Here is a 20,718-nt window from a genome sequence, read left to right on the forward strand (position 1 = left end):
GATGGTCTCACGAAGTGGGGGCTGTCAGATGGAGGATTTCTCCATCGTCGGGGATGATGAGTCTATGCTTATCAACCGACCGGCTGTTCGCATAGGCCCGAAGCTCTTCCCGCGATGTTGTCGCGTGGTCGAGCGCTTCCATGTGAACGGCAATGACCCTGGTATGGGGAGCCGCGATTTCGCACACGTCGCTGGTCTGTTCAGCGTCCATGACGATGAATACGTCGTCCCATTTGGCGCCGCAGGAATGGGTGATGATGATATCTGGCTCAGCCGTCTCGATGGTCTCGCGCACAGGAGGATAGAGAATCGTATCGCCCGCCCAATAGATTGACGGCTCGCCCTCGCCTTCGATGGTAAAGCCCATCACCTTTCCCATCTTTTCGAGAACCGGGCCCGATCCGTGATTCCCTTCGCGGCGCTTCACATAGATGCCGTTGATGGTCAGGTCATCGTAGAGCGGTGTTACGTCGAGAAATCCGAACGACCTGATCGTGTCCTCGTCGCCCGGCTGGCAAATAAGCGGCAGGTGCTTCGGTACGCGGTCCTGCGCGACCTTGTCGAAATGGTCGGCATGAAGATGCGACACGAGGACAAAATCGACACCTTCCAAAATCTCGTCCGTCGATGCCGGCAGTTCCACCATCGGGTTCGTAGAGCGCCCGGTGAATGACGGCCTGCTGTGCTTTGGCCCAAAGTCCGGGTCGATCAGGATGATCGAGCCGGCATAGTCGAGCTTGAGCGTGGCGTTGCGAAAGAGCTGAAGTTTCATGAGATCTGCCTTTCTGGGGTCAGAAGAATTCGAGGCTGACGCGGAACATCTGTTCGACCTGTTTGACCGTCTCCGCCGTGGCGAAGAGAACGACGCGGTCACGCGGCTTTATCCGGGTACTGCCCTGCGGCTTGATGAGTTCACCATTACGATAGATCTCTCCGATGCGCAGTCCGTCAGGCAGATCAAGCTCGCTGAGCGTCGCGCCAACCAGCGGCGACGTTTCAAGCGCTTCAGCTTCGATGATCTCGGCTTTGCCATTTTCGATGCTGTGCACTGCACGAATGCGGCCGCGCCGCACATGCTGGAGCACGCGCGAGATCGTGACGCTGCGCGGGCTGATTTGCGCGTCGATGCCGAGCGATTTCGCAATATCGAGATAGTCGGGATTATTGATGAGGACGAGGTTGGATTTGCACCCGAGACGCTTGGCCATGACACTGGCCAGCATGTTGACCTGGTCGTCATTCGTCAGCGCAACGATGAGATCCGCATCCTCGATTTCGGCCTCCCGCAATAGCTTCTGATCGAGGGCACTGCCGTGGAGGACGAGGGAGCGATGCAGATCGTCGGCGATCGAATTGGCCCGGCGGAGGCTTGATTCGATTACCTTGACCTTCGTCCGTGGCTGGCGTTCCTCGATGGTCTGGGCCACGTAGAGGCCGATATTGCCGCCGCCCGCGATGACAATGCGCGTCGCTTCAGGTTCCTCATGGCCGAACAGGGCCAGCGTGCGCGCAATCTGCGCTGAAGGTGTCGCGACATAGGCGACATCGCCGGGCATCAATTGGTCGCTTGAATGCGCTACCGCCAGCTTGCCATCATGGACCACTGCCATCACCGTGGCATTGAGATCGGGAAACATGCTGGTCAACTGCGCCAGCTGGGTATGGACGACCGGGCAATCCTCCAGGCATTCGATGGCCAGCACCGCGACCTTGTCATCGCAGAGGCGGACGACGTCGGTGACGCCCGGCAGCGCGATACGGCGCAGGACCATTTCCCCGACTTCGAGTTCAGGCGAAATGATGACGTCAATCGGCATGTGTTCGCGTGAGAAAAGGTCCTGGTAGTGCGACTGCAGATAGGATTGAGCGCGGATACGCGCGATCTTGGTAGGGACATTGAAGAGCGCGTGGGCGACTTCGCAGGCGACGATGTTGACTTCATCAAACAGCGTTACCGCTATGATCATGTCGGCCTGATCCGCCCCGGCCTTTTCAAGCATGTCGGGATGTGCGCCATGGCCAACGAACCCGCGAACGTCGAGCGTGTCACCGACAATCTCGATGAGATCGGATGACATATCGATAACGGATACGTCATTGCCCTCGGCCGCGAGCCTCTCGGCAATGCCGTAGCCTACCTGTCCAGCGCCGCAGATGATGACGCGCATTTTGCGATTAGACCCCGAGGGATTTCAGCTTCCGGTGCAGTGCTGAGCGTTCCATACCAACGAACTCGGCGGTGCGCGAGATGTTTCCGCCGAAACGGTTGATCTGGGCGACGAGGTATTCCTTCTCGAAGCGTTCCCGCGCTTCGCGCAGCGGCAGCGCCATGATGTGCTGATCGGACTCGGTCGGCGCTTTGGGCAAGGTATCGCCAATCTCTGCCGGCAGGAGGTCAGCAGTGATCACCGCTTCGGGATCGTCGCCCCGGGCAAGGATGATCAGGCGCTCGATGTTGTTGCGCAACTGGCGAATATTGCCGGGCCAGGAGTGCGACTGCAGCACGGCCATGGCGTCGGGGCCGATCTTGCGAGGCTTGATGCCGGCCTGGTCGGCGATCTGGGTCATGAAAAACTCGACGAGAGCCGGGATATCGTCGCGCCTGTCTGCTAGCGGCGGCACGATGACGGGAACAACCGCGAGCCGATGGAACAGATCTTCGCGGAAACGCCCTTCGGCAATCATCGCCTCGAGGTTTTGGGCGGTGGACGAGATAATGCGGACATCGACCTTTATCCGCTTCGTTCCCCCTACCCGTTCAAACTGCTGATCGACAAGGACGCGCAGGATTTTGTTCTGCGTTTCGCGCGGCATGTCGGCAATTTCGTTGAGGTAGAGGATGCCGCCGTGGGCCTCTTCCAGCGCGCCGACCTTGCGCTCACCGCCATCGGATTCCGTCCCGAACAGCTCGATTTCCATTCGCTCCGGCGTGATCGTCGCAGCATTGAGATTGACGAATGGTCCCTTGGACCGGATGGACAGCGCGTGTATAGCGCGTGCCGTCAATTCCTTGCCCGCGCCCGATGGACCCGTGATCATGATGCGACTGTTCGTCGGCGCGACACGCTCGATGGTCTGGCGCAGATGGTTCATCGGCAGCGACGATCCGAGCAGTTCGAAGCTCTCGCTGGACCGCTTGCGCAGATCCGAAACTTCGCGCCGCAGCTTTGAGGTTTCGAGCGCCCGCTCGGCGACGAGGATCAGCCGGTCCGCCTTGAACGGCTTCTCGATGAAGTCATAGGCGCCGCGACGGATCGCAGATACGGCTGTCTCGATATTGCCATGCCCCGAAATCATCACCACCGGGATCTCCGGGTGGCGCTGCTTGATCTCGTCGAGCAGCGCGAGGCCGTCGAGACGGCTTCCCTGCATCCAGATATCCAGGAAGATCAGGCGGGGAATTCGGTCGTCGATTGCAGTCAAGGCACTATCGGCGTCGGAGGCAACGCGGGTTTCATAGCCCTCGTCGCCAAGTATCCCTGCAACTAGTTCGCGGATGTCGATCTCATCATCGACGACAAGGATGTCAGATGCCATCTCAATTCACCTGCTTATTATTTGCGGCCTCGGTCGAAGCCTTTGCGGTAGGAAAAATCATGCGGATCATGGCGCCTCGCCCAGCGTAGAAATCGTCCGGCGCGTCATGGAGTTCGATCTGGCCGCCGTGGTCCTCGACAATCTTCTTGACGATAGCAAGACCAAGCCCGGTCCCCTTTTGCCGAGTGGTCATGTACGGCTCGAGCAGGCGCTGGCGATGCTCGCGCGGGAGGCCTTTGCCATTGTCGAGGATCTCGACGATCAGTTGCTGGTCCTGGCGCTTGGCACGTATCAGAATATGACCATCAGTTATGCCATCTTTTATTGCAGAATCAATGGATTCGGCAGCGTTCTTGATAACGTTTCCGAAGGCTTGCCCAAGCAGCCGCCCGTCGAACTCACCGGACAGCGGCTCATCGCCGAAATGACGTTCGAAGCGAACATCGCTGCGGCTGACCTCGACGAGAAAGGAGGCTTCACGCAAAGCTTCGCGCAGATCCATCGTCTTGATTTCCGGCTTCGGCATGCGGGCGAACGACGAGAACTCATCGACCATGCGGCCGATATCGCCGACCTGGCGGATGATCGTTTCCGTGCATTGATCGAAGACTTCGCGATCCTCGGTGATGACCTTGCCGAACCGGCGGCGCAGGCGCTCGGCCGATAGCTGAATGGGCGTCAGGGGGTTCTTGATTTCATGGGCGATGCGCCGGGCGACATCGGCCCAGGCCGAAGAACGCTGTGCCTCGACGAGATCGGTGATGTCATCGACGGTGACGACATAGGAATGCTCGAGCGCTTCCGCATCTTCGAGAGTAATCTGCACGTTGAACGTGCGGGCACTCCCGCGCCGCGACATGCTGACCTGTTCCCTGTAGACCGAGCGGCCGGTGGCGTGCGCGACCTCGAAGACAAGGCCGATTTCGGGAACGAGCGCGGTAAGGTTCTTCCCAACCGTATCGACGGCGTCGAGTTCGAACATCGCCTCAGCGGATCTGTTGACAATGCCGATGACGCCATCGCCGTTGACGCTGATTACGCCCGCTGTCACGCCTGAAAGCACGGCCTCGGAAAAGCGCCGGCGTTCGTCGATCTGATCCTTGGCGGTGACGAGCTCGCTGCGCTGGGTATTCAACTGCTCGACCATTGTATTGAAGGTTTGCGACAAGGAACCCACGTCGCCATCGGAGCGGCGCACCGGCACCGAAACATCGAGATTGCCTGTCGCGACATTGTCCGCCGCGCCAATCAGCAATCGGATCGGCCGTACAAGGCGATCGGCAACAGCGATACCCGTCCAGATCGCGGACAGGAGCAGCGTCAGCGTCAGGCCGAAATAGAGAAGCGCAAACAGAATCTGCGTTGTGATGCCTTTGCCGTCGTTCTTCTGCGCATCCTCGGCCCGCTGCTCCATAAGGCGGCTGGAACTCAAAATATCGGCATCGACGGGCCTTACCGCATAAAGGAAAAGGCCCGGAATTTCCCGCAGCTTGATGACAGCGCTCAGGAGATTGGTCTGTTCAGGCGGAATGAGAACGGGTTTGCCATCGGCGGCGGTGTCGAGCACCGATCTGGCCACCGCAGGAATAGTCACCTCGGTCTTGATGTCGGCACGGACCGCAATATCGCCATTCGGGCGAATGAGCGCTGCGCCGATCAAGCCGCGTCCGAGCGCCTGCTGCGTCATCAGGCGGGTAAACCCGGTGCGGTCGAGGTTATAGAGCGTACGCATCCCGTCGAGGTCGTTCACCATTTCCAGCGTCGTACCCTGCAGATTGCGAGCACTTTCCTGGATATACGAGTTGGCGAGGCTTATGGATGAATTGACAATCGATGTGGTTCGGATTTCAAACCAGCGGTCGAGGCCAAGATCGAGCGTGACGGACGCGACGATGGCAACGATCATGGCTGGCACGGCCGCCACCAGCGAAAAGAGCACGACCAGCCGCACATGCAGTCGGGAGGCAGCCTTTCCGCGGCTGCGCGCTTGGGCAATTCGGTAGATTTCACGGCCAATAAGGATCATCAATGCCAGGATCAACACGGCATTGATGCTGGTGAGCAGCAGCGTGACCTCGCTGTTCGGATGAATCGGCGTCATATCGGTCAGGATTAGGAAGGTAACGCCAGTGGTCAGCAGGGCCAGGATGACGGTTGCAATACCTGCACGCGAGTAAAACCGCTGGTTGCTGCCACTACGTGCAGCGCCAGTCCCTGACGTCTGAAACAGATTGACCGAATTCGATAAGAGCATTGTTATGTGATTCCAACCACGTGGCAGTCATGCAACACATTGTGGCGGAAATGCAACGCTCTCCCGCGACATCGTGCAAAGTTTCGGTTTGAAATCAGGTTTCCACAGGCTCGAATATGTTGTCGTCAGACACCAAAGTCAGGATTGGAAACTCGCGAAATCCCTCGGCCAACGAGTAGTTGGCGCCCAACTTAGTCTGATTCCCGGTCATCAAGTGCCGGAAGGTTACGCCACGTAATTGCTCTGGAAGCGGCAGCGACGTCTCTTCCCAGTCAGATAGCGGGAGGAAGGGACTGCTGAAATGTTTCAGCATGGCAAAACACAGTCGCGGAACCGCAACGATTAAATATTGCCCTTCAAATTCCCGATAGAATGCGACGACGTGGTCCGCCAGATCGCCGTTAACATGCAGCGGGATATACTGGCCGCGCAAGAATAGGTCGGGTCGTTGCTGGCGCAGCTGCAAATAGGTTTGCACCAAACGCAGCTTCACCGCGCCGGAATGCCAGTCTTCGAGCAGGACATTCAGTTGCGTCTGGCTGGCGCTGGCCAATGCCTTTTTCAGCTCAATGAAGTCGACAAGGTGCGAGCCGAATTGACCGGTCGGCGAAATGTCCCAGGTTTCGGAGCCAGCGCGTATGACCGGAACACCCGGTACGGTAAGTTTCAAGACGGTTTGCGAAAGGCCGTTCAGGGCACCTGCAAGCCAGAATGGCCTTGCCGTTTCGACAAAATCTCCCAGGAATTCCGCGTCGGCGAAAAGACGGTCGATATAGTGTGTTACAGCCTCGCCATAGGGCTTGTCCGTACCCGTCCAGAGCGACAACCCATCGGATTCGCGAATAGCGCTCGCCATGAATGCCACGAGCTCATCGCGAACCATGCCGAGACCAACCTTGTCGTGCACGAGCAAGGAGGCAGGCCAGATGGCGGCAAGCGTCTGATAAAGCAGCCACTCAGCCTTGGCGTCCGGGACAACGGCATTCTCAATCGTGACGAGGTTGCCGACCTGGCCCTGTCGCCAGCGCTCGACGGCGGATGCCCACCGTTCAGGCGCTTCGGAGAGCGCGAGAAGCCTCATTCGTGCATCCTCACCAAACTTCGTGGCATAGCTGTAAGAGGTCGCCAGCATGCCAGAAGGCTCGGTTCTCGCTTTCTCGTGCATCGCGTGATGGAAGGAACCTACGGGATCGGGTTTCGCTTTTGATTTCAGGATAAGCTCGTCGAGAGCGATAGGTCCCCGCGTATATTGGTGGGAGTTCTCCAATGAATTCGCCGCCACCGCTGCCGCCAGCTGCTGAAAGCGTCCGGAAAATGTCTCGGCAATCGGGGCATTCACGGTTTTTTCCGGCGATTGCATGACCCCCAGCACAAAGCTCAAAACATCGTTCTCTTCAGGGGTGTGGCCCTCCCTTTTCGAAAGCTGGGCAGCCGTGGAACGTAGCGCCCGCGCATAGAACGGCGATATCCTTCCATTCTTGGAATATGCGCGAAAGACCGGGAGCGCCGTAGCAAGGTCGACAACGGCGCGGCCAAGCATCGTCTGGTCGTCGCTTGGTGGCTGCAATTCCGTCAAAAGTTGCACCAGGTGGGCGAGATCATCGGCAAAGGCTGCGTGCAGAATGTTTGCCTTGACGTGGTTTTGGTCGCCAGCAAATTCAGTCGTTGGATCAAGCTTCGACCAATGGCGTTGCAAAGTCGACAGGCCTTGCGGGTCGATCAAAAGATCTGTGACCGTCCCGATAAATTCATGGCCTGCCGTACCGTTTACGTGCCATTCCGAGATGGCGCTTTCGCCCTTGAGAACTATCTTGTCGGCAATAAGGAACGCATCTTCACCAGCCCGTTGACGCAAAAGCCTCGTATAGGACTCCGGGTCAGCCAACATATCGATGTCGTTCACCCTGAAACCCCTCACCTGCGTCCTTTGCAGCAATGAAAGCGGCTCACGGTGAAAATCCTTGAACACATCGGGTTCTTCGTGGCGCAGTCCGACCGTCCGGCTCGAATCGCCTGCGTTTCGCGCCTCCGGTGCTTCGTTTTCCACCAACCGCCAATTTTGCAAATCCAAGATCGCATCGCGCCACCCAGCGTCACCGGCAACATTGTTGAGATGTGCAGCCAGCTCGATTAGCGCGGCGGTCTCAGCCTTCTCTAGAATACAGGCGATTTCTCTGTGAAACTTAGTGGATGATTTTGGGGTGGCTTGGTCCGCCACCCCGATGAGCTCGGCCGCCAGTGCGGTTTCATTGCGATCAAGCACGGCGGCGTAAGAAGACGGTTCGAAAGGGTAGAAGGCGCCTCCATAGGCAACGCCGATACTTGCCAGGCGCCGACTGAAGCAAATCGTGAGAAGGCGGGCCTCAATCTCCTCACCCAGCGGCCGTTCAAGGACTGGCAACAGGACCGGCGATGCCCAGTCTACGTCAAAGTGGCCGGCATAGGTCGCCCTGCTTCCCCATTCGAGGACATCGAACCACCATGAGTTTTCGGACGATGCCGGCATCCGGCTGGGGTTAAGATCGATGATCAGCGCCAAGCCGGCTGCGGCGAGGCGGGAATTCAGTTCGGCAAACCCGCTCTCTGCACCCAATTCCACATCCAGAACCGCAGGGCTGACGGTGGCCAGACCATGCTCGCCCACTTGCACGCTTTGGAACGGCGAGGACATGCTGAGGGCATCCACGCCCAGCTCGCTCATATAGCTGACCGCGTCTGCGGCGTGCCTGAAGGTCGTACCGCGGCGAAGTTGGATCCTATATGCTGAATTGGGTGTGTACATGCTTTCGCTCGACAGCTCTCGCAAATCAATGCCGGCTGTTGCTCATAGTCCCCATGCCGGGCTCTTTGCGCCATTTCGCGTGTGACGAAAGTTGCGCGCGTAGAACATTGGGCTCGACCGACCGCAGCGCCGCAACGTAGCGGCGCTGCCAAAGATCGGCATTGTTGGTCGAAATCTGACTGAAGAGGTTGCGATGACGGGCTTTGCGCTCATCCATAGGCATCGTCGCCGCCTTCTTGATGGCTTGCGCAACCTCGTTAACATCATAGGGGTTGACGATGAGTGCGTCGCCGAGTTCTTCGGCCGCGCCCGCAAACCGCGACAGAATGAGGATACCGGGATCGTCGTCGTCCTGGGCTGCAATATATTCCTTGGCGACGAGGTTCATGCCGTCGCGAAGCGGCGTGATAAGCCCGATCAGGCTGCAGCGGAACAGGAGCGCCAGCCGCTCCCGTGATATGCTCTGATTGATATATTGGATCGGGGCCCAATTGATATCGGCATGCTTGCCGTTCACCGCCCCGGAAAGCTGTTCGAGTTCCCCGCGAATGTCGGAATACGCAGTGACGTCCTCGCGAGAGGGTGAGGCCACCTGCAAATATTCGGCATGTCCGCGATATTCTGGCGATGTATCGAGGAATTTTCGAAACGCCTTCATGCGCTGCGGCAGTCCTTTGGAGTAGTCGAGGCGATCGGCCGAAATGACCTGGAAGCGCTTGAGCAGAGTGCGCCGCTTCCGCTCGAGCTGGATCTCCTCGTCAGTCTCCTGCGCCATGGCAGCAAACTGATCGACGTCTATACCGATCGGAAAGTGACCGATCTTGATTGTTCGGTCGTGCCACCTGATCCTGTCGGGGCTAAGGAACTTGACGTCGGAATTTCCTTTCAGATAGCGGCAAAAATTGTCTGCATCGTTCTGCGTCTGAAATCCGATCAAGTCGAACTGCAGCAGGCATTCACGAAGCCATTGGTGCCGCGGGATCGCTGAAAAAATATCCGAGGGGGGAAATGGGATGTGCAAGAAAAAGCCAATCTTATGATTGCAACCCTTGGCGCGAAGTTCGGAAGCCAGGGGAATAAGATGGTAGTCATGCACCCAGACGAGATCGTCGTCGCGCAGATGGGGATGGAGAATGTCGGCAAACTTGCCGTTCACCCGGGCATAGGAGCGCGCAAACTCGGTTCGGTAATCCATGAGGTCGAGCCGATAGTGGAATGTTGGCCACAGGACCTTGTTGGCAAAGCCGAGATAGTAGTTGTTATGTTGCTCTTTCGTCAGAGGCATGGTTAGGGAGGCGACATTATCGTAGGTTTCGACCCGCGCATCCATTGAGCGGGACTTGTCTACGATATCGCCGTTCCAGCCCATCCACATCCCGCCGCTGCTTTTCAGCGCATCGACAATTCCGACTGCAAGCCCCCCGCTCAGTGTTTTGCCTCCCAGATCGGCTGTCCGATTTGAGACAACAACAAGGCGTTCCATATCAATACCCCAGTTTCATGAGAGTAGGGCTAACTTCTCGCCCCACGATTGGTTCCCGAAATATTTCGCGATGGAACGATCCGGGAACTAATCGGTTTGGTGAGAACAGCCAAAAATTCGAATGAGATGCTTCAGCGAAGGAATGAGTGATGAACGATGTCAGCGAGGTCCTTCCGGCAAAAATCGGCTCGTGGGCACTCTTCCTTGATGTCGATGGAACGTTGATCGACATTGCTGCGACGCCCGATAGTGTCGAGGTTCCTCCTGCTCTCCCACATGAAATCGGCCAGTTGGCGGCCCGGCTGGGCGGAGCATTGGCACTGGTCAGCGGCCGCTCAATCGCTTCAATCGACGCGCTGTTTACACCTTGCAGGTTTGCAGCGGCAGGATTGCACGGCGCAGAACTCAGAAGCACGCTCGATGGGTCCGTAGAGCGCACTCCCGTCAATGATGCCGATCTGGACGATGCGCGCCGGGAACTCGATGACCTCGTGCGGACGTGGCCAGGTATCATCATTGAGGACAAGGGGATCAGCCTCGCTGTCCATTACAGGCAGGCCGAAGCAGCGCATGGCGAAGTGGACCAGCGGGTTTCGGATCTTCTGACCGAGCTTGGTCCGAACTGGGTCCGGCAGGACGGAAAGATGGTCGTCGAAATTCGCCCGAGCGGCACGAGCAAGGGCGAAGCACTCATACGGCTGATGGCCCGCCCACCGTTTCAGGGTCGACTGCCCATTGCGATCGGCGATGACATCACCGATGAGGCGATGTTTGGCTATGTCAACGAGGTCGGTGGACGTTCCGTCAAGGTGGGAACGGGGGATAGCAAGGCACAGTTCACAGTCGATGCACCCGACACTGTACGCAAATGGATCGCCAAAATTTCAGCTACAGTTTGAGCGCTTGATTTGAAATTCCCGGCGGATCGAACGTGTGCTGGGAATTGGATGTCGCAGGCCTATTGCGGCGATTGCTTTTTAGAGGCGCAGTCGGTCGCCAGCTATTTAGTCGTAGAAAGCCTCGACAATCTTCCTTTTGCCGAGCAGGAACGCGTCGGCCACGTGCCGCAGCGGCGATAGATCGACATCCGATTGCCCAGCCTTGATGATTTCGGCAAAGCGTCGGTAGAGCTGCGCATATTCCTGTTCAGGCTCGGCGAATGTGAGCTCGCCATCGATGGAAAGCTTCGCGCCGCCTTCCGAGAGCACCATTGTGCCAGCCTCGGTCTCGGCGATGATGTCCCACGTCTGTTTTCCGGTCTGCCGCCAATCGAAAACCGCGTGGACCGGCAGATTGTCGGCATCCTTGAACTGCAGGTCGGCAGCGATGGGTGCGTCGCAATTCTCAGGAAATTCAAGCGTGGCGCTGGTCAGAAATGCCGCGCGTGGGAGAATATGGGTCACGATCGACAGCGCATTGATTCCGGGGTCGAAAACGCCAAGTCCACCCGCCTGCCAGATCCATGCCTGGTTGGGGTGCCAATGGCGCACATCCTCTTTCCAGTTTACCTGAACGCTCGTGATCCTGGTTGCAGCAAGGAATGCCTTGGCCGCTTCTACGGCCGGAGCATAGCGCGAATGCCAGCTTGCAAATAAAGACAGGCGCTTCGCCGCAGCCGTGGCTTCAAGGTCGGCAACTTCCGAGAGTGTGGCGCCAGGCGGCTTTTCAAGGAACACATGCTTTCCCGCGGCGAGTGCCTTGTGCGCAGCCTCGTAGCGAAATTGTGGTGGCATGCACAGCGATACGGCGTCGATCGCCGGCACCGCCTCAAGCATGGCGTCGATCGTCTTATAGGCGTCGATACCCTCAACGGTGCCGTTGCGGCTTGCCGTCGCGACCAGCTTGAAATCGGGATTCCTGGCGATTGATGGAAGATGTTGGTCGTTGACGATCTTGCCAACGCCTACGATGGCGAGATTGATGGCGGACATGGTTTTCACTCGCGTTGGGGCATTCTGTTCTTCTCGGAAATCGAAGCTTCTCACTGCTTCGGTTTCCCATCGTCATGGACCTTTTTTCATGTAGGCTTGTCAATCCAAAACACGAATTGCGCAGGCGGGCCTCGGCATGTCCGATTTGAAAAATTTCCACGCGTGTTTCGCAAACGCCAACTCAACGTGTAGTCTCGTATCGCTAGCAATGTTCAAACTCACCGGAGGAAGACATGCCTTATGTTGACGGTTTCCTGGTCGCAGTGCCCAAGGACAGTATCGAAGAATACAAGGAACTGGCCCGTAAAGCGGGCGATGTCTGGATGGAATATGGCGCGCTTTCCTATGTTGAATGCCTGGCCGACGACGTGCCGTACGGGGAACTCACCTCCTTCCCCCGTGCCGTTCAGGCCAAAGATGATGAAACGGTCGTATTTTCTTGGATTACCTATGAATCCCGTGAAAAGCGGGATGAAATCAATGCCAAGGTCATGGCGGACCCGCGCCTCAAGGGCGACATGGACAACATGCCTTTTGACGGCAAGCGCATGATCTACGGCGGCTTTAAATCCTTTATGGAGCTTTGATCTGCGCCTTGAACGAGATGTGGCGCGTGGGGCCCTCGCCCCACGTTTCGAGGAAATGCCAGGGCAATTAAAATTTGCAGCATTAGCAAAGAATATTTTTCATAGCTTTGCGCTGTACTGTCCTTTGGTCCTAAGCGTGCGGCGAATTGCTATGACTACCTACGATCTCTGGATGACCAAATTTGGCGACTATTCTCCGGTCAAGCAGATCGCGATTATGGTTGGTATGGCCGTTATATCGGCGGATATTCTTGCCGCAGTCTTTTTCCTCGCGATCGGGCTCGACCGCCTTTCGACGGTGCTTGTCGTAACCACGTTCATTGTCGTGATTGTCAGCGTTCCGCTTGGAGCGTTTCTCATCGGCCTGAATTTTCGGTTGAAGCAGATAGCGATCGAACGCGATCTTGCTGCCCGCATGGATGACCTTACCGGTCTTGCGAACCGCAACGAATTCTACCTGCAAGTCGAGCGTCTGATCGAAGGCTCCGCACAGAACCTGAGTGCAGGCGCCCTGCTCTACATCGATGCCGACTACTTCAAAACCATCAACGATCGCCATGGACACGCGGTCGGCGACCGGGTCCTGCGCGAAATCGGGCATTTGATGCAGACAGTCATCAGCAAGGGTGATTTTGCAGCCCGCTTCGGCGGCGAGGAGTTCGCGGTATTCCTGAAGGACGCGGATTTTGGTCGCGCGGACTGGCTGTCACAGAAAATATTGACCGGCGTCCGCAACATATCTCAGCTACTGCAGATCAAGGATCTGGAGGTAACGGTCAGTGTTGGCATCGCCATCCACGAGCCTGGTCAATCTCTGGAGACGGCCCTCATCGCGGCCGATACATGCCTTTATGCAGCCAAGAACCAGGGCCGGAACCGTATCGTCCACGCGACCAGCGACACCAAGGTTCGCCACGATAACTATATGCGGACGTTTTAGGGCATTGCCGTAAAGTGCTCTTGAAATCGAAATCCATCGGCGTATTTGCGTTTGGCAGCAAGCAATGTCGCCACGTCTGCCAATGCCTCAAGGAGCGCCCCATGGCACTTAATATGTACACGATCTCGGTCCCGGCCTATCTGCGCGGTTTCGCAGTTCTCGCCAGTCTGATCGAAAAAGCCGAAGCATACGCCGAGGAGAAGAAGATCAATCCTACCGTGCTCGTCAACGCGCGCCTCGCACCGGACATGCTCTCGCTTGCCGGACAGATCCAGCGGGCGAGCGACACGGCTAAGGCGACGATCGGCCGGTTGACGACACTTGAGATTCCGAAATTCGCCGATGAAGAGGCGAGCCTTGCGGACTTGCGCGAGCGTATTGCCAAGACCGTGGCTTTTCTTGAAAGCGTGGATGCCGGTGCGCTCGATGGCGCGGAGACCAAGGACGTGGTTCTCAGCGCCGGCCAGCTCAAGGTGACCTTGAGCGGCGAAGAGTATGTGCAGAAGTTCGCGCTGCCGAACTTCTATTTTCACGTGACGACCGCCTATGACATCCTGCGCCACAACGGTCTTCAGGTCGGTAAGCTCAACTATATCGGCGCGTTGAGCTAACCTGAACGTCAGGCGACGAGATGCTCTATCTGATCGGCGGTTAGCTCGCGCTTTCTGCCGATTTCGTCCCAGCGCCTTAGCATCTTCCGGTATTGGTCGAGTTGCGCCTCAGGCTGATTGTCGGCGCTTCGCGATATTTCCTGCGGGAAATTGAGAATCTTGGCAAGGAAGTCCGCATAGGCAAACTGTTCGTGCGGCTGGGCTGCGCCAAATCCGACAAACTTGCTCTTGTCCGGATTGGTGTTGCCGGCTGCGACGCTCGACCCGCGGATCGCCCGGAAAAGCCCGAGTATGTCGTTCATCTCCTGCGCCGCTGCGGCACTGACAGTTTCCTCGGTTATGCCAAGTTCCTGGTAAAGATCCTCGAAACCGCGTTCGACCACTTCCTGGTGCCGGCCATAAAGGCTCGACTTGTCAGGGTCGAGTTTCTTCAGGATCTCGTACTGATTGAACAGAATCAAACGTTCCGCAAAGCTGAACACGATAGGACCTCCATATTCCGCCCGCTGCCTTCTTGCGGCAGCAATGATTACGGGATTTTCGATGGTTACTATGCGCACAGTCCTGTTAAGAACGGTCTATTCCACTCTCTACAATTTTAGCTTTCCGGGTTTTTCTGTTCTCAGCGGTCGCTCTTGCTGCTCTTGTAGATATTGACGCCGAGTTCGCGAATTTTCTTGCGCAGCGTGTTGCGATTGAGACCCAGCAGCTCGGCCGCCTTTATCTGGTTGCCATGCGTCGCCGTCAAGCAGGAAAGGATCAGCGGATATTCCATTTCCTCCAGCACGCGCTGGTAGAGGCCGGCAGGCGGAAGCTTGTCGCCGTAGGACATGAAATAGCGCTGCATGTTGAGTTCGACCGCCTGGCTGATGGTCAATTCTTCATTCGCAATCGCCGTTGGAGCCGATTCTGCCGGCCGAAGATCAGCCTTCAGCTCGGATTCGATCACATCCGCATTGATTTCGTCCTGCGGATAAAGGGCGGCGAGACGGCGTACGAGGTTTTCGAGTTCGCGTACGTTTCCTGCCCAGGGATAGCGACGCATCAGGTCTAGACCGTCGGCGGTGATCCGCTTTTCGGGCAGGCCATCCTTCGCCGCCAGCTTGAAGAAGTGGCGTACGAGATCGGGAATGTCCTCTCCACGCTCGCGCAGTGGCGGCAGGCGCAGCGGCACGACGTTGAGCCGATAGTAGAGATCTTCGCGGAAGAGTCCCTGATTGATCAGGGTCCTGAGATCCTTGTTGGTTGCAGCAACGATGCGCACATCGGTCTTGATCGGCGTGCGGCCGCCCACCGTCATGTATTCGCCCTGTTGCAGAACACGCAAGAGCCGGGTCTGCGCCTCCATTGGCATGTCGCCGATCTCATCGAGGAACAGCGTGCCGCCATCGGCCTGCTCGAAGCGGCCGCTTGACCGGTTCTGTGCGCCGGTAAAGGCGCCGCGCTCGTGACCAAACAGTTCGGATTCGATCAGGTCGCGCGGAATAGCTGCCATATTGATCGCAACGAAGGGCCCCTTGCGGCGCCGGCCATACTCATGCAGCGCGCGCGCGACAAGCTCCTTGCCCGTACCGGACTCGCCCGAGATCATGACGGTCAGGTCGGTCTGCATCATGCGGGCTAGGACGCGGTAGATATCCTGCATCGCGGGCGAGCGACCGACGAGCGGCATCGTATCGGGCTGCTCTTCGCCATGCCATTTTTCGGGCTTCTTTTTCGGTTCAGCCAGCGCGCGGCCGACAATGCTGACGAGTTCGGTGAGATCGAACGGCTTCGGCAGATATTCGTAAGCACCCGCCTCCGAGGCGCGGATAGCCGTCATGAACGTGTTTTGCGCACTCATGACGATGACGGGAAGATCGGGGCGCGATTTCTTGATGCGCGGCAGGAGATCGAAGGCGTTTTCGTCCGGCATCACCACATCGGTGATGACGAGGTCGCCATCGCCAGCGGATATCCACCGCCACAGCGTCGCCGCGTTGGAGGTGATGCGAACATCGTAACCTGCCCGCGAAAGCGCCTGATTGAGGACCGTCCTGATCGCCGCGTCGTCATCTGCAACGAGAATGCTGCCCAAACTCATGATCAGGATCCTGCTTTATTGGAATAAGGATTTTCATCTGCATGCGTTCCGTCGGCAGAGCCGCTGTCCCATGCAGGCATAAGAATGCGAAACGTCGTCTTGCGCGGCACCGAATCGCATTCGATAACGCCGCCGTGGTCGCCGACGATCTTGGCGACCAGCGCAAGGCCAAGGCCGGAGCCATTGGGCTTGGTCGTCACGAACGGGTCAAAGAGATGCGGCATGATATCGGGCGAAACGCCAGGCCCCGTATCCTGCACCGTGAATTCGAGCGGCAGCGAGACACGGTTGCGCATGCCCGGGACCGAAAGACGAATACCGGGACGGAACGCAGTCGAGAGGGTAATCTCGCCCGGCTCATTGGGGCCGATCGACTCCGCAGCATTCTTGACGAGGTTGAGGAAAATCTGAACGAGCTGGTCGCGATTGGCAAAGACATAAGGCAGCGAGGGATCATAGTCCTCGTGGAACTTGATGTGGCTGGCGAACCCGTTTTTGGCAATCGCCTTCACGTGATCAAGGACAACGTGAATATTGACGGCCTCGCGCTCGATTGGCCGCTCGTCGGAGAACACTTCCATCCGGTCGACAAGCGAGACTATCCGGTCGGTTTCATCGGTAATGAGGCGTGTCAGCGCGCGGTCATCATCGTTCAGCCCCGTTTCCAGCAACTGAGCCGCACCGCGAATACCGGACAATGGGTTCTTGATCTCATGCGCCAGCATCGATGCAAGCCCGGTGACGGATCGCGCGGCGCCGCGGTGGGTCATCTGCCGGTCGAGCTTCTCCGCCATGGAGCGTTCCTTGAACAGGATCACGATCGACCCGGGCGCTTCACTGACCGGAGTCACGTAGAGATCGACAATGCGGTCCTGTCCGAGGCGCGGCGAGGAAACGTCGACGCGGTATTCATTGACCGGCGACGGGTTCTCGCGGACCTGCTTGACCAGCGCGAGAAGCGGGCTGCCGAAGGGCAACAGCATGTCCAGCGTATTGCGGCTGAGAATGCTTGCACTGGAACGAAAAAAAGCCTCGGCGTCGGCATTGGCATAGGAAATGTACCCGGCTTCATCGAGCATGATCACCGGATGGCGGATCGAATTGAGCACGATGCCGGCCAGCTTGTCATCGAGCACCGACTTGTCTGCTGAGGTCATCAGGCAACTTTCTTCATATCTGTGGAGCCACCGCGCGAAAGCGCAGCATATAAAAGGCGCGACACGTGACCGGGATTGGTTTCCGTCATGATCGCACCGCGTTCACTCGCGGTGACGTCAAGGCCATGGCGGTCGAGATACCAGCCAAGATGCTTGCGCGCATGCCGGCTGCCGGTGGTCTCGCCGTAGTGGGCGAGCATCGCCTCATAATGCGCAACGGCATAGTCGGCGATCATATCGCTCTCCGCACCCTTTCCATTGACGATACTGCCTGGGAGCCATGGTTGACCGTAGGATCCGCGCCCTACCATGACGGCATCGGCTCTGGATGCTGCGAGAATCGCCTCCGCATCGTCACGATTCAGGACATCGCCATTGGCCACAAGCGGTATCGATATCGCTTCCTTGACCGCGCGAATGGCAGGCCAATCCGCCCTGCCCTCATAGAACTGGCAGCGCGTGCGCCCGTGGACGGTCACCATCTTGACGCCGGCCTGCTCGGCCCTTGCCGCGAGTTCCGGCGCGTTGATCGTTGCATCGTCCCAGCCAAGGCGCATCTTCAGGGTCACGGGAACGCGGACGGCGCCGATCGTCGCCTCGATCAATGTCATGGCGTGGTCGAGATCGCGCATCAGCGCGGATCCTGAAAGACCGCCTGTGACCTTTCTTGCCGGACAGCCCATATTGATGTCGACGATATGCGCACCCTCGCCTTCAGCGATCCGCGCTGCCTCTGCCATCCACCTTGCCTCACGTCCGGCGATCTGCACGACATGAGTCCCGAGCCCGTCGCCCTTTAGACGCAGCAAATTGCCGCGCTCGCGGGTGCAGAGCTCGGCGCTTGCGACCATCTCGGAAACAACCATGCCGGCCCCCGCCTGCCAGGCGAGCTGGCGAAACGGCAGATCCGACACGCCGGACATCGGCGCAAGGAACACGCGATTGCGCAGAACGACCCCGCCAACGTGCAGTGAGTGCGCCAATTCAACCCGCGATTTTGCCTGTTTCGTATGCAGTTTCATAATAGCCTATGCTTTAGACAGGATCGTGCCTCTTCGCAAGGCAAAGTGCGGCGTTTGTTGCTCCTATTTTGACATTGTGGCGATTCAATTCTCTGGCCTTTCGCCGTTGCAAAGGGTAACGGAGTTGGCATTACGGAGAGACATGTGGCGGGAAAGACTGAAAACAAGCAGGCGCGGGTCGCAGCCGTCATCGTCGCGGCCGGGCGCGGAGAACGTGCCGGCCAAAGCGTTGAAGGACCGAAGCAGTATCGCAAGATCGGCGGCGAGGCTGTTCTTGCGCATACATTGCATGCGTTTCTCGAATGCCCGCTGATCGATGACGTCATCGTCGTCATTCACAAGGAAGACGACGCGCTGTTCACGCAGGCGCTCGGCGATCGGGCCGGACGTGTCGTTGCCGTCACCGGCGGCCCGACGCGTCAGGAGTCGACACGCCTTGGACTTTTGGCTCTCAAGGATATTTCCCCGGATCATGTCCTCATTCACGACGGCGTTCGTCCGTTCATTTCGGCTGATCTGCTGGAACGGGTTGTCTTCAATCTGACACCGCATATCGGCGTTCTGCCGGTCCTTGCCGTTTCGGACACACTCAAAGCTGCGGGCAATGATGCGATGGTCAGTGCCACCGTGCCGCGCGCCGGTCTCTACGCCGCGCAGACCCCGCAGGCCTTCCCGTTTCTTCCGATCCTTGCCGCCCACGACGCCGCCTTTGCCGTCGGACGGTCGGATTTTACCGATGATTCCGCAATTGCCGAATGGCATGGCCTGCCCGTCCGGATCGTGGAAGGATCGGCCGACAATACAAAGTTGACCTGGGCGAAGGATATCGAAATGGCCGACGAACGCTTGACCAAGCAGCATTCTGCCTTTCCAGATGTACGCACCGGCAACGGGTACGACGTGCACGCATTCGAGCCGGGAAACGGCGTAACGCTTGCAGGCGTATTTATCGCCCATGACCGCAAGCTTTCGGGTCATTCGGATGCCGACGTCGCCCTGCACGCGCTAACCGACGCTCTGCTGGCCACACGTGGTGCCGGCGACATTGGAACGCACTTTCCGCCGTCGGATCCACAATGGAAGGGTGCGGCCTCGCACATCTTCGTCGAGCATGCCGTCAAGATCGTCAGGGAAGCAGGCGGCAGGATCGCCAATGCCGATATCACCCTCATCTGCGAGGCACCGAAAGTGGGCCCTCATCGCGAGGCGATGACAGCGGCACTCTCGACTATGCTTGGCATTTCGCCGGATCGCATTTCGATCAAGGCGACGACCAATGAAAAACTTGGCTTCATCGGCAGGCAGGAGGGTATCGCCGCCATAGCGACGGCTTCAGTCGTCTATCCGGGAGGTTTGCCGGAATGAGCGGACTGATTGCCGAGGCAAAGGCAATTGCAGTGCTCGAAGCCTGCCGCCGCAAGGGCATTCTGCTAGCCACGGCAGAATCCTGCACGGGCGGCATGATCGCTGCTGCCCTGACCGACATTGCCGGCTCTTCGGACGTTGTCGACCGCGGTTTCGTGACTTATTCGAACGAGGCCAAGCAGGACATGGTCGGCGTGCCTGCAGGTGTAATCGCGGCGCACGGCGCAGTGTCGCAAGAAGTGGCGCTCACCATGGCGGAAGGCGCCCTCGCCCATTCCAGCGCCGGCATCGCGGTTGCCGTAACGGGAGTCGCGGGTCCGGGTGGAGGATCAGCGGAAAAGCCGGTCGGGCTGGTCTGGTTCGGCCTTGCACTCAAGGGAAGGCCGCCAATAGCGGAGCGGCACGTTTTTGCCGATGGCGGACGCGCTTCGATCCGGCTCGCAGCCGTGAACACCGCGCTGGACATGGTCCTTAAGGCTCTAGGCGACTGAGCGTTTTTTGCCTGGCAAGAAACGCTCTACATTTCGTATTCGGACGGGCGCCTGATCTCGATGGCCATGCCGATCGACTCGGGCATTACCGGCCTGAACCCGAACTTCGCGTAAAGATATTTTGCGGGACCATCAGCGATAAGGCTGACATAGGCACCGTCCGGGGCTTCCGCCTGCAGGTAATCAACAAGCCGCGAAACAATGATCTTGCCAAGGCCCTTGCCCTGATGCGCGGGATCGACGGCAATGTCCACGACCTGAAAGAAACATCCGCCATCGCCGATTATTCGACCCATGGCGACCGCGTTCGACTGATATTGAACGGTTGCCGCATAAACGGTGTTCGGAAGGCCGCGCTCCGCCGCCTCCTGGCTCTTCGAGCTCAGGCCGGCAATGTCGCGCAGCCTGCGATAATCCTCTACCGAGGGTGTGCCGATTTGAACTTGATATTCCGGATCTTCGTGCTGCATAGCAG

The 20,718-nt window shown here is 58.1% G+C and carries 18 protein-coding genes; 6 read left to right on the forward strand and 12 right to left on the reverse strand.

Annotated features, from left to right (window positions below):
• Positions 1–7 precede the first annotated feature (7 nt).
• The 6 genes from GF108_RS07470 to GF108_RS07495 form a co-directional block, all read right to left on the reverse strand.
• Entirely contained in the window at positions 8–772 is a 765-nt protein-coding gene (locus tag GF108_RS07470; protein ID WP_153667482.1) for an MBL fold metallo-hydrolase, read from the reverse strand.
• A 19-nt stretch (positions 773–791) separates the two neighbouring features.
• The gene (gene trkA, locus GF108_RS07475; RefSeq protein ID WP_153667483.1) at positions 792–2,168 is read right to left on the reverse strand and encodes a Trk system potassium transporter TrkA; all 1,377 of its coding nucleotides are present in this window, start codon (positions 2,166–2,168) and stop codon (positions 792–794) included.
• A gap of 7 nt (positions 2,169–2,175) precedes the next feature.
• Complete coding sequence (locus tag GF108_RS07480; RefSeq protein WP_027233296.1) at positions 2,176–3,537, reverse strand: sigma-54 dependent transcriptional regulator; 1,362 nt, start codon at positions 3,535–3,537, stop codon at positions 2,176–2,178.
• A 1-nt stretch (position 3,538) separates the two neighbouring features.
• A complete protein-coding gene (locus tag GF108_RS07485; protein WP_153667484.1) occupies positions 3,539–5,791 on the reverse strand; it encodes a PAS domain-containing sensor histidine kinase in 2,253 nt (750 codons plus the stop codon).
• 94 nt (positions 5,792–5,885) lie between these two features.
• On the reverse strand, positions 5,886–8,573 hold the full coding sequence (gene treY / locus GF108_RS07490; RefSeq protein WP_153667485.1) for a malto-oligosyltrehalose synthase: 2,688 nt from the start codon (positions 8,571–8,573) through the stop codon (positions 5,886–5,888).
• 25 nt (positions 8,574–8,598) lie between these two features.
• Positions 8,599–10,056 (reverse strand): trehalose-6-phosphate synthase, encoded by a 1,458-nt coding sequence (locus GF108_RS07495; RefSeq protein WP_153667486.1) that lies wholly within the window; start codon positions 10,054–10,056, stop codon positions 8,599–8,601.
• Between the two features lie 149 nt (positions 10,057–10,205).
• On the opposite strand from GF108_RS07495, the gene otsB reads away from it, so the two are divergent.
• Complete coding sequence (gene otsB, locus GF108_RS07500; RefSeq protein WP_153667487.1) at positions 10,206–10,955, forward strand: trehalose-phosphatase; 750 nt, start codon at positions 10,206–10,208, stop codon at positions 10,953–10,955.
• 105 nt (positions 10,956–11,060) lie between these two features.
• On the opposite strand, the gene GF108_RS07505 is transcribed toward otsB, so the two are convergent.
• On the reverse strand, positions 11,061–11,987 hold the full coding sequence (locus GF108_RS07505; protein WP_153667488.1) for a Gfo/Idh/MocA family protein: 927 nt from the start codon (positions 11,985–11,987) through the stop codon (positions 11,061–11,063).
• 233 nt (positions 11,988–12,220) lie between these two features.
• Between GF108_RS07505 and GF108_RS07510 the strand changes: the two genes are divergently transcribed.
• From GF108_RS07510 to GF108_RS07520, 3 genes are all read left to right on the forward strand, one after another.
• Complete coding sequence (locus tag GF108_RS07510) at positions 12,221–12,574, forward strand: DUF1428 domain-containing protein (protein WP_153667489.1); 354 nt, start codon at positions 12,221–12,223, stop codon at positions 12,572–12,574.
• A 151-nt stretch (positions 12,575–12,725) separates the two neighbouring features.
• Positions 12,726–13,514, forward strand: coding sequence for a GGDEF domain-containing protein (locus tag GF108_RS07515; RefSeq protein ID WP_153667490.1), 789 nt, complete (start codon positions 12,726–12,728; stop codon positions 13,512–13,514).
• 101 nt (positions 13,515–13,615) lie between these two features.
• Positions 13,616–14,125: a DUF1993 family protein gene (locus tag GF108_RS07520; protein WP_091922747.1), complete on the forward strand. Its 510-nt coding sequence runs from the start codon at positions 13,616–13,618 to the stop codon at positions 14,123–14,125.
• Positions 14,126–14,133: 8 nt separating this feature from the next.
• Here GF108_RS07520 and GF108_RS07525 read toward each other — a convergent pair whose 3' ends face one another.
• From GF108_RS07525 to dusB, 4 genes are all read right to left on the reverse strand, one after another.
• On the reverse strand, positions 14,134–14,607 hold the full coding sequence (locus GF108_RS07525; protein ID WP_027233302.1) for a YfbU family protein: 474 nt from the start codon (positions 14,605–14,607) through the stop codon (positions 14,134–14,136).
• A gap of 140 nt (positions 14,608–14,747) precedes the next feature.
• The gene (gene ntrC, locus GF108_RS07530; protein WP_027233303.1) at positions 14,748–16,208 is read right to left on the reverse strand and encodes a nitrogen regulation protein NR(I); all 1,461 of its coding nucleotides are present in this window, start codon (positions 16,206–16,208) and stop codon (positions 14,748–14,750) included.
• 2 nt (positions 16,209–16,210) lie between these two features.
• The gene (locus GF108_RS07535) at positions 16,211–17,365 is read right to left on the reverse strand and encodes a nitrogen regulation protein NR(II) (RefSeq protein ID WP_153667491.1); all 1,155 of its coding nucleotides are present in this window, start codon (positions 17,363–17,365) and stop codon (positions 16,211–16,213) included.
• The gene (gene dusB / locus GF108_RS07540; protein ID WP_153667492.1) at positions 17,365–18,387 is read right to left on the reverse strand and encodes a tRNA dihydrouridine synthase DusB; all 1,023 of its coding nucleotides are present in this window, start codon (positions 18,385–18,387) and stop codon (positions 17,365–17,367) included. Before dusB ends, GF108_RS07535 begins: the two co-directional genes overlap by 1 nt.
• A gap of 144 nt (positions 18,388–18,531) precedes the next feature.
• Here dusB and GF108_RS07545 point away from each other — a divergent pair, with 144 nt between their 5' ends.
• Together GF108_RS07545 and GF108_RS07550 are read left to right on the forward strand one after the other, a co-directional pair.
• Positions 18,532–19,752: a bifunctional 2-C-methyl-D-erythritol 4-phosphate cytidylyltransferase/2-C-methyl-D-erythritol 2,4-cyclodiphosphate synthase gene (locus tag GF108_RS07545; RefSeq protein ID WP_370462107.1), complete on the forward strand. Its 1,221-nt coding sequence runs from the start codon at positions 18,532–18,534 to the stop codon at positions 19,750–19,752.
• The gene (locus tag GF108_RS07550) at positions 19,749–20,243 is read left to right on the forward strand and encodes a CinA family protein (RefSeq protein ID WP_153667493.1); all 495 of its coding nucleotides are present in this window, start codon (positions 19,749–19,751) and stop codon (positions 20,241–20,243) included. Before GF108_RS07545 ends, GF108_RS07550 begins: the two co-directional genes overlap by 4 nt.
• 26 nt (positions 20,244–20,269) lie before the next feature.
• On the opposite strand, the gene GF108_RS07555 is transcribed toward GF108_RS07550, so the two are convergent.
• Positions 20,270–20,713 carry a GNAT family N-acetyltransferase gene (locus GF108_RS07555; protein WP_027233308.1) on the reverse strand — a complete coding sequence of 148 codons (444 nt, stop codon included), beginning with the start codon at positions 20,711–20,713 and terminating at the stop codon, positions 20,270–20,272.
• Positions 20,714–20,718 lie beyond the last annotated feature (5 nt).

This window comes from Phyllobacterium sp. SYP-B3895 (assembly GCF_009647635.1).
GTDB classification, from domain to species: domain Bacteria; phylum Pseudomonadota; class Alphaproteobacteria; order Rhizobiales; family Rhizobiaceae; genus Phyllobacterium; species Phyllobacterium pellucidum.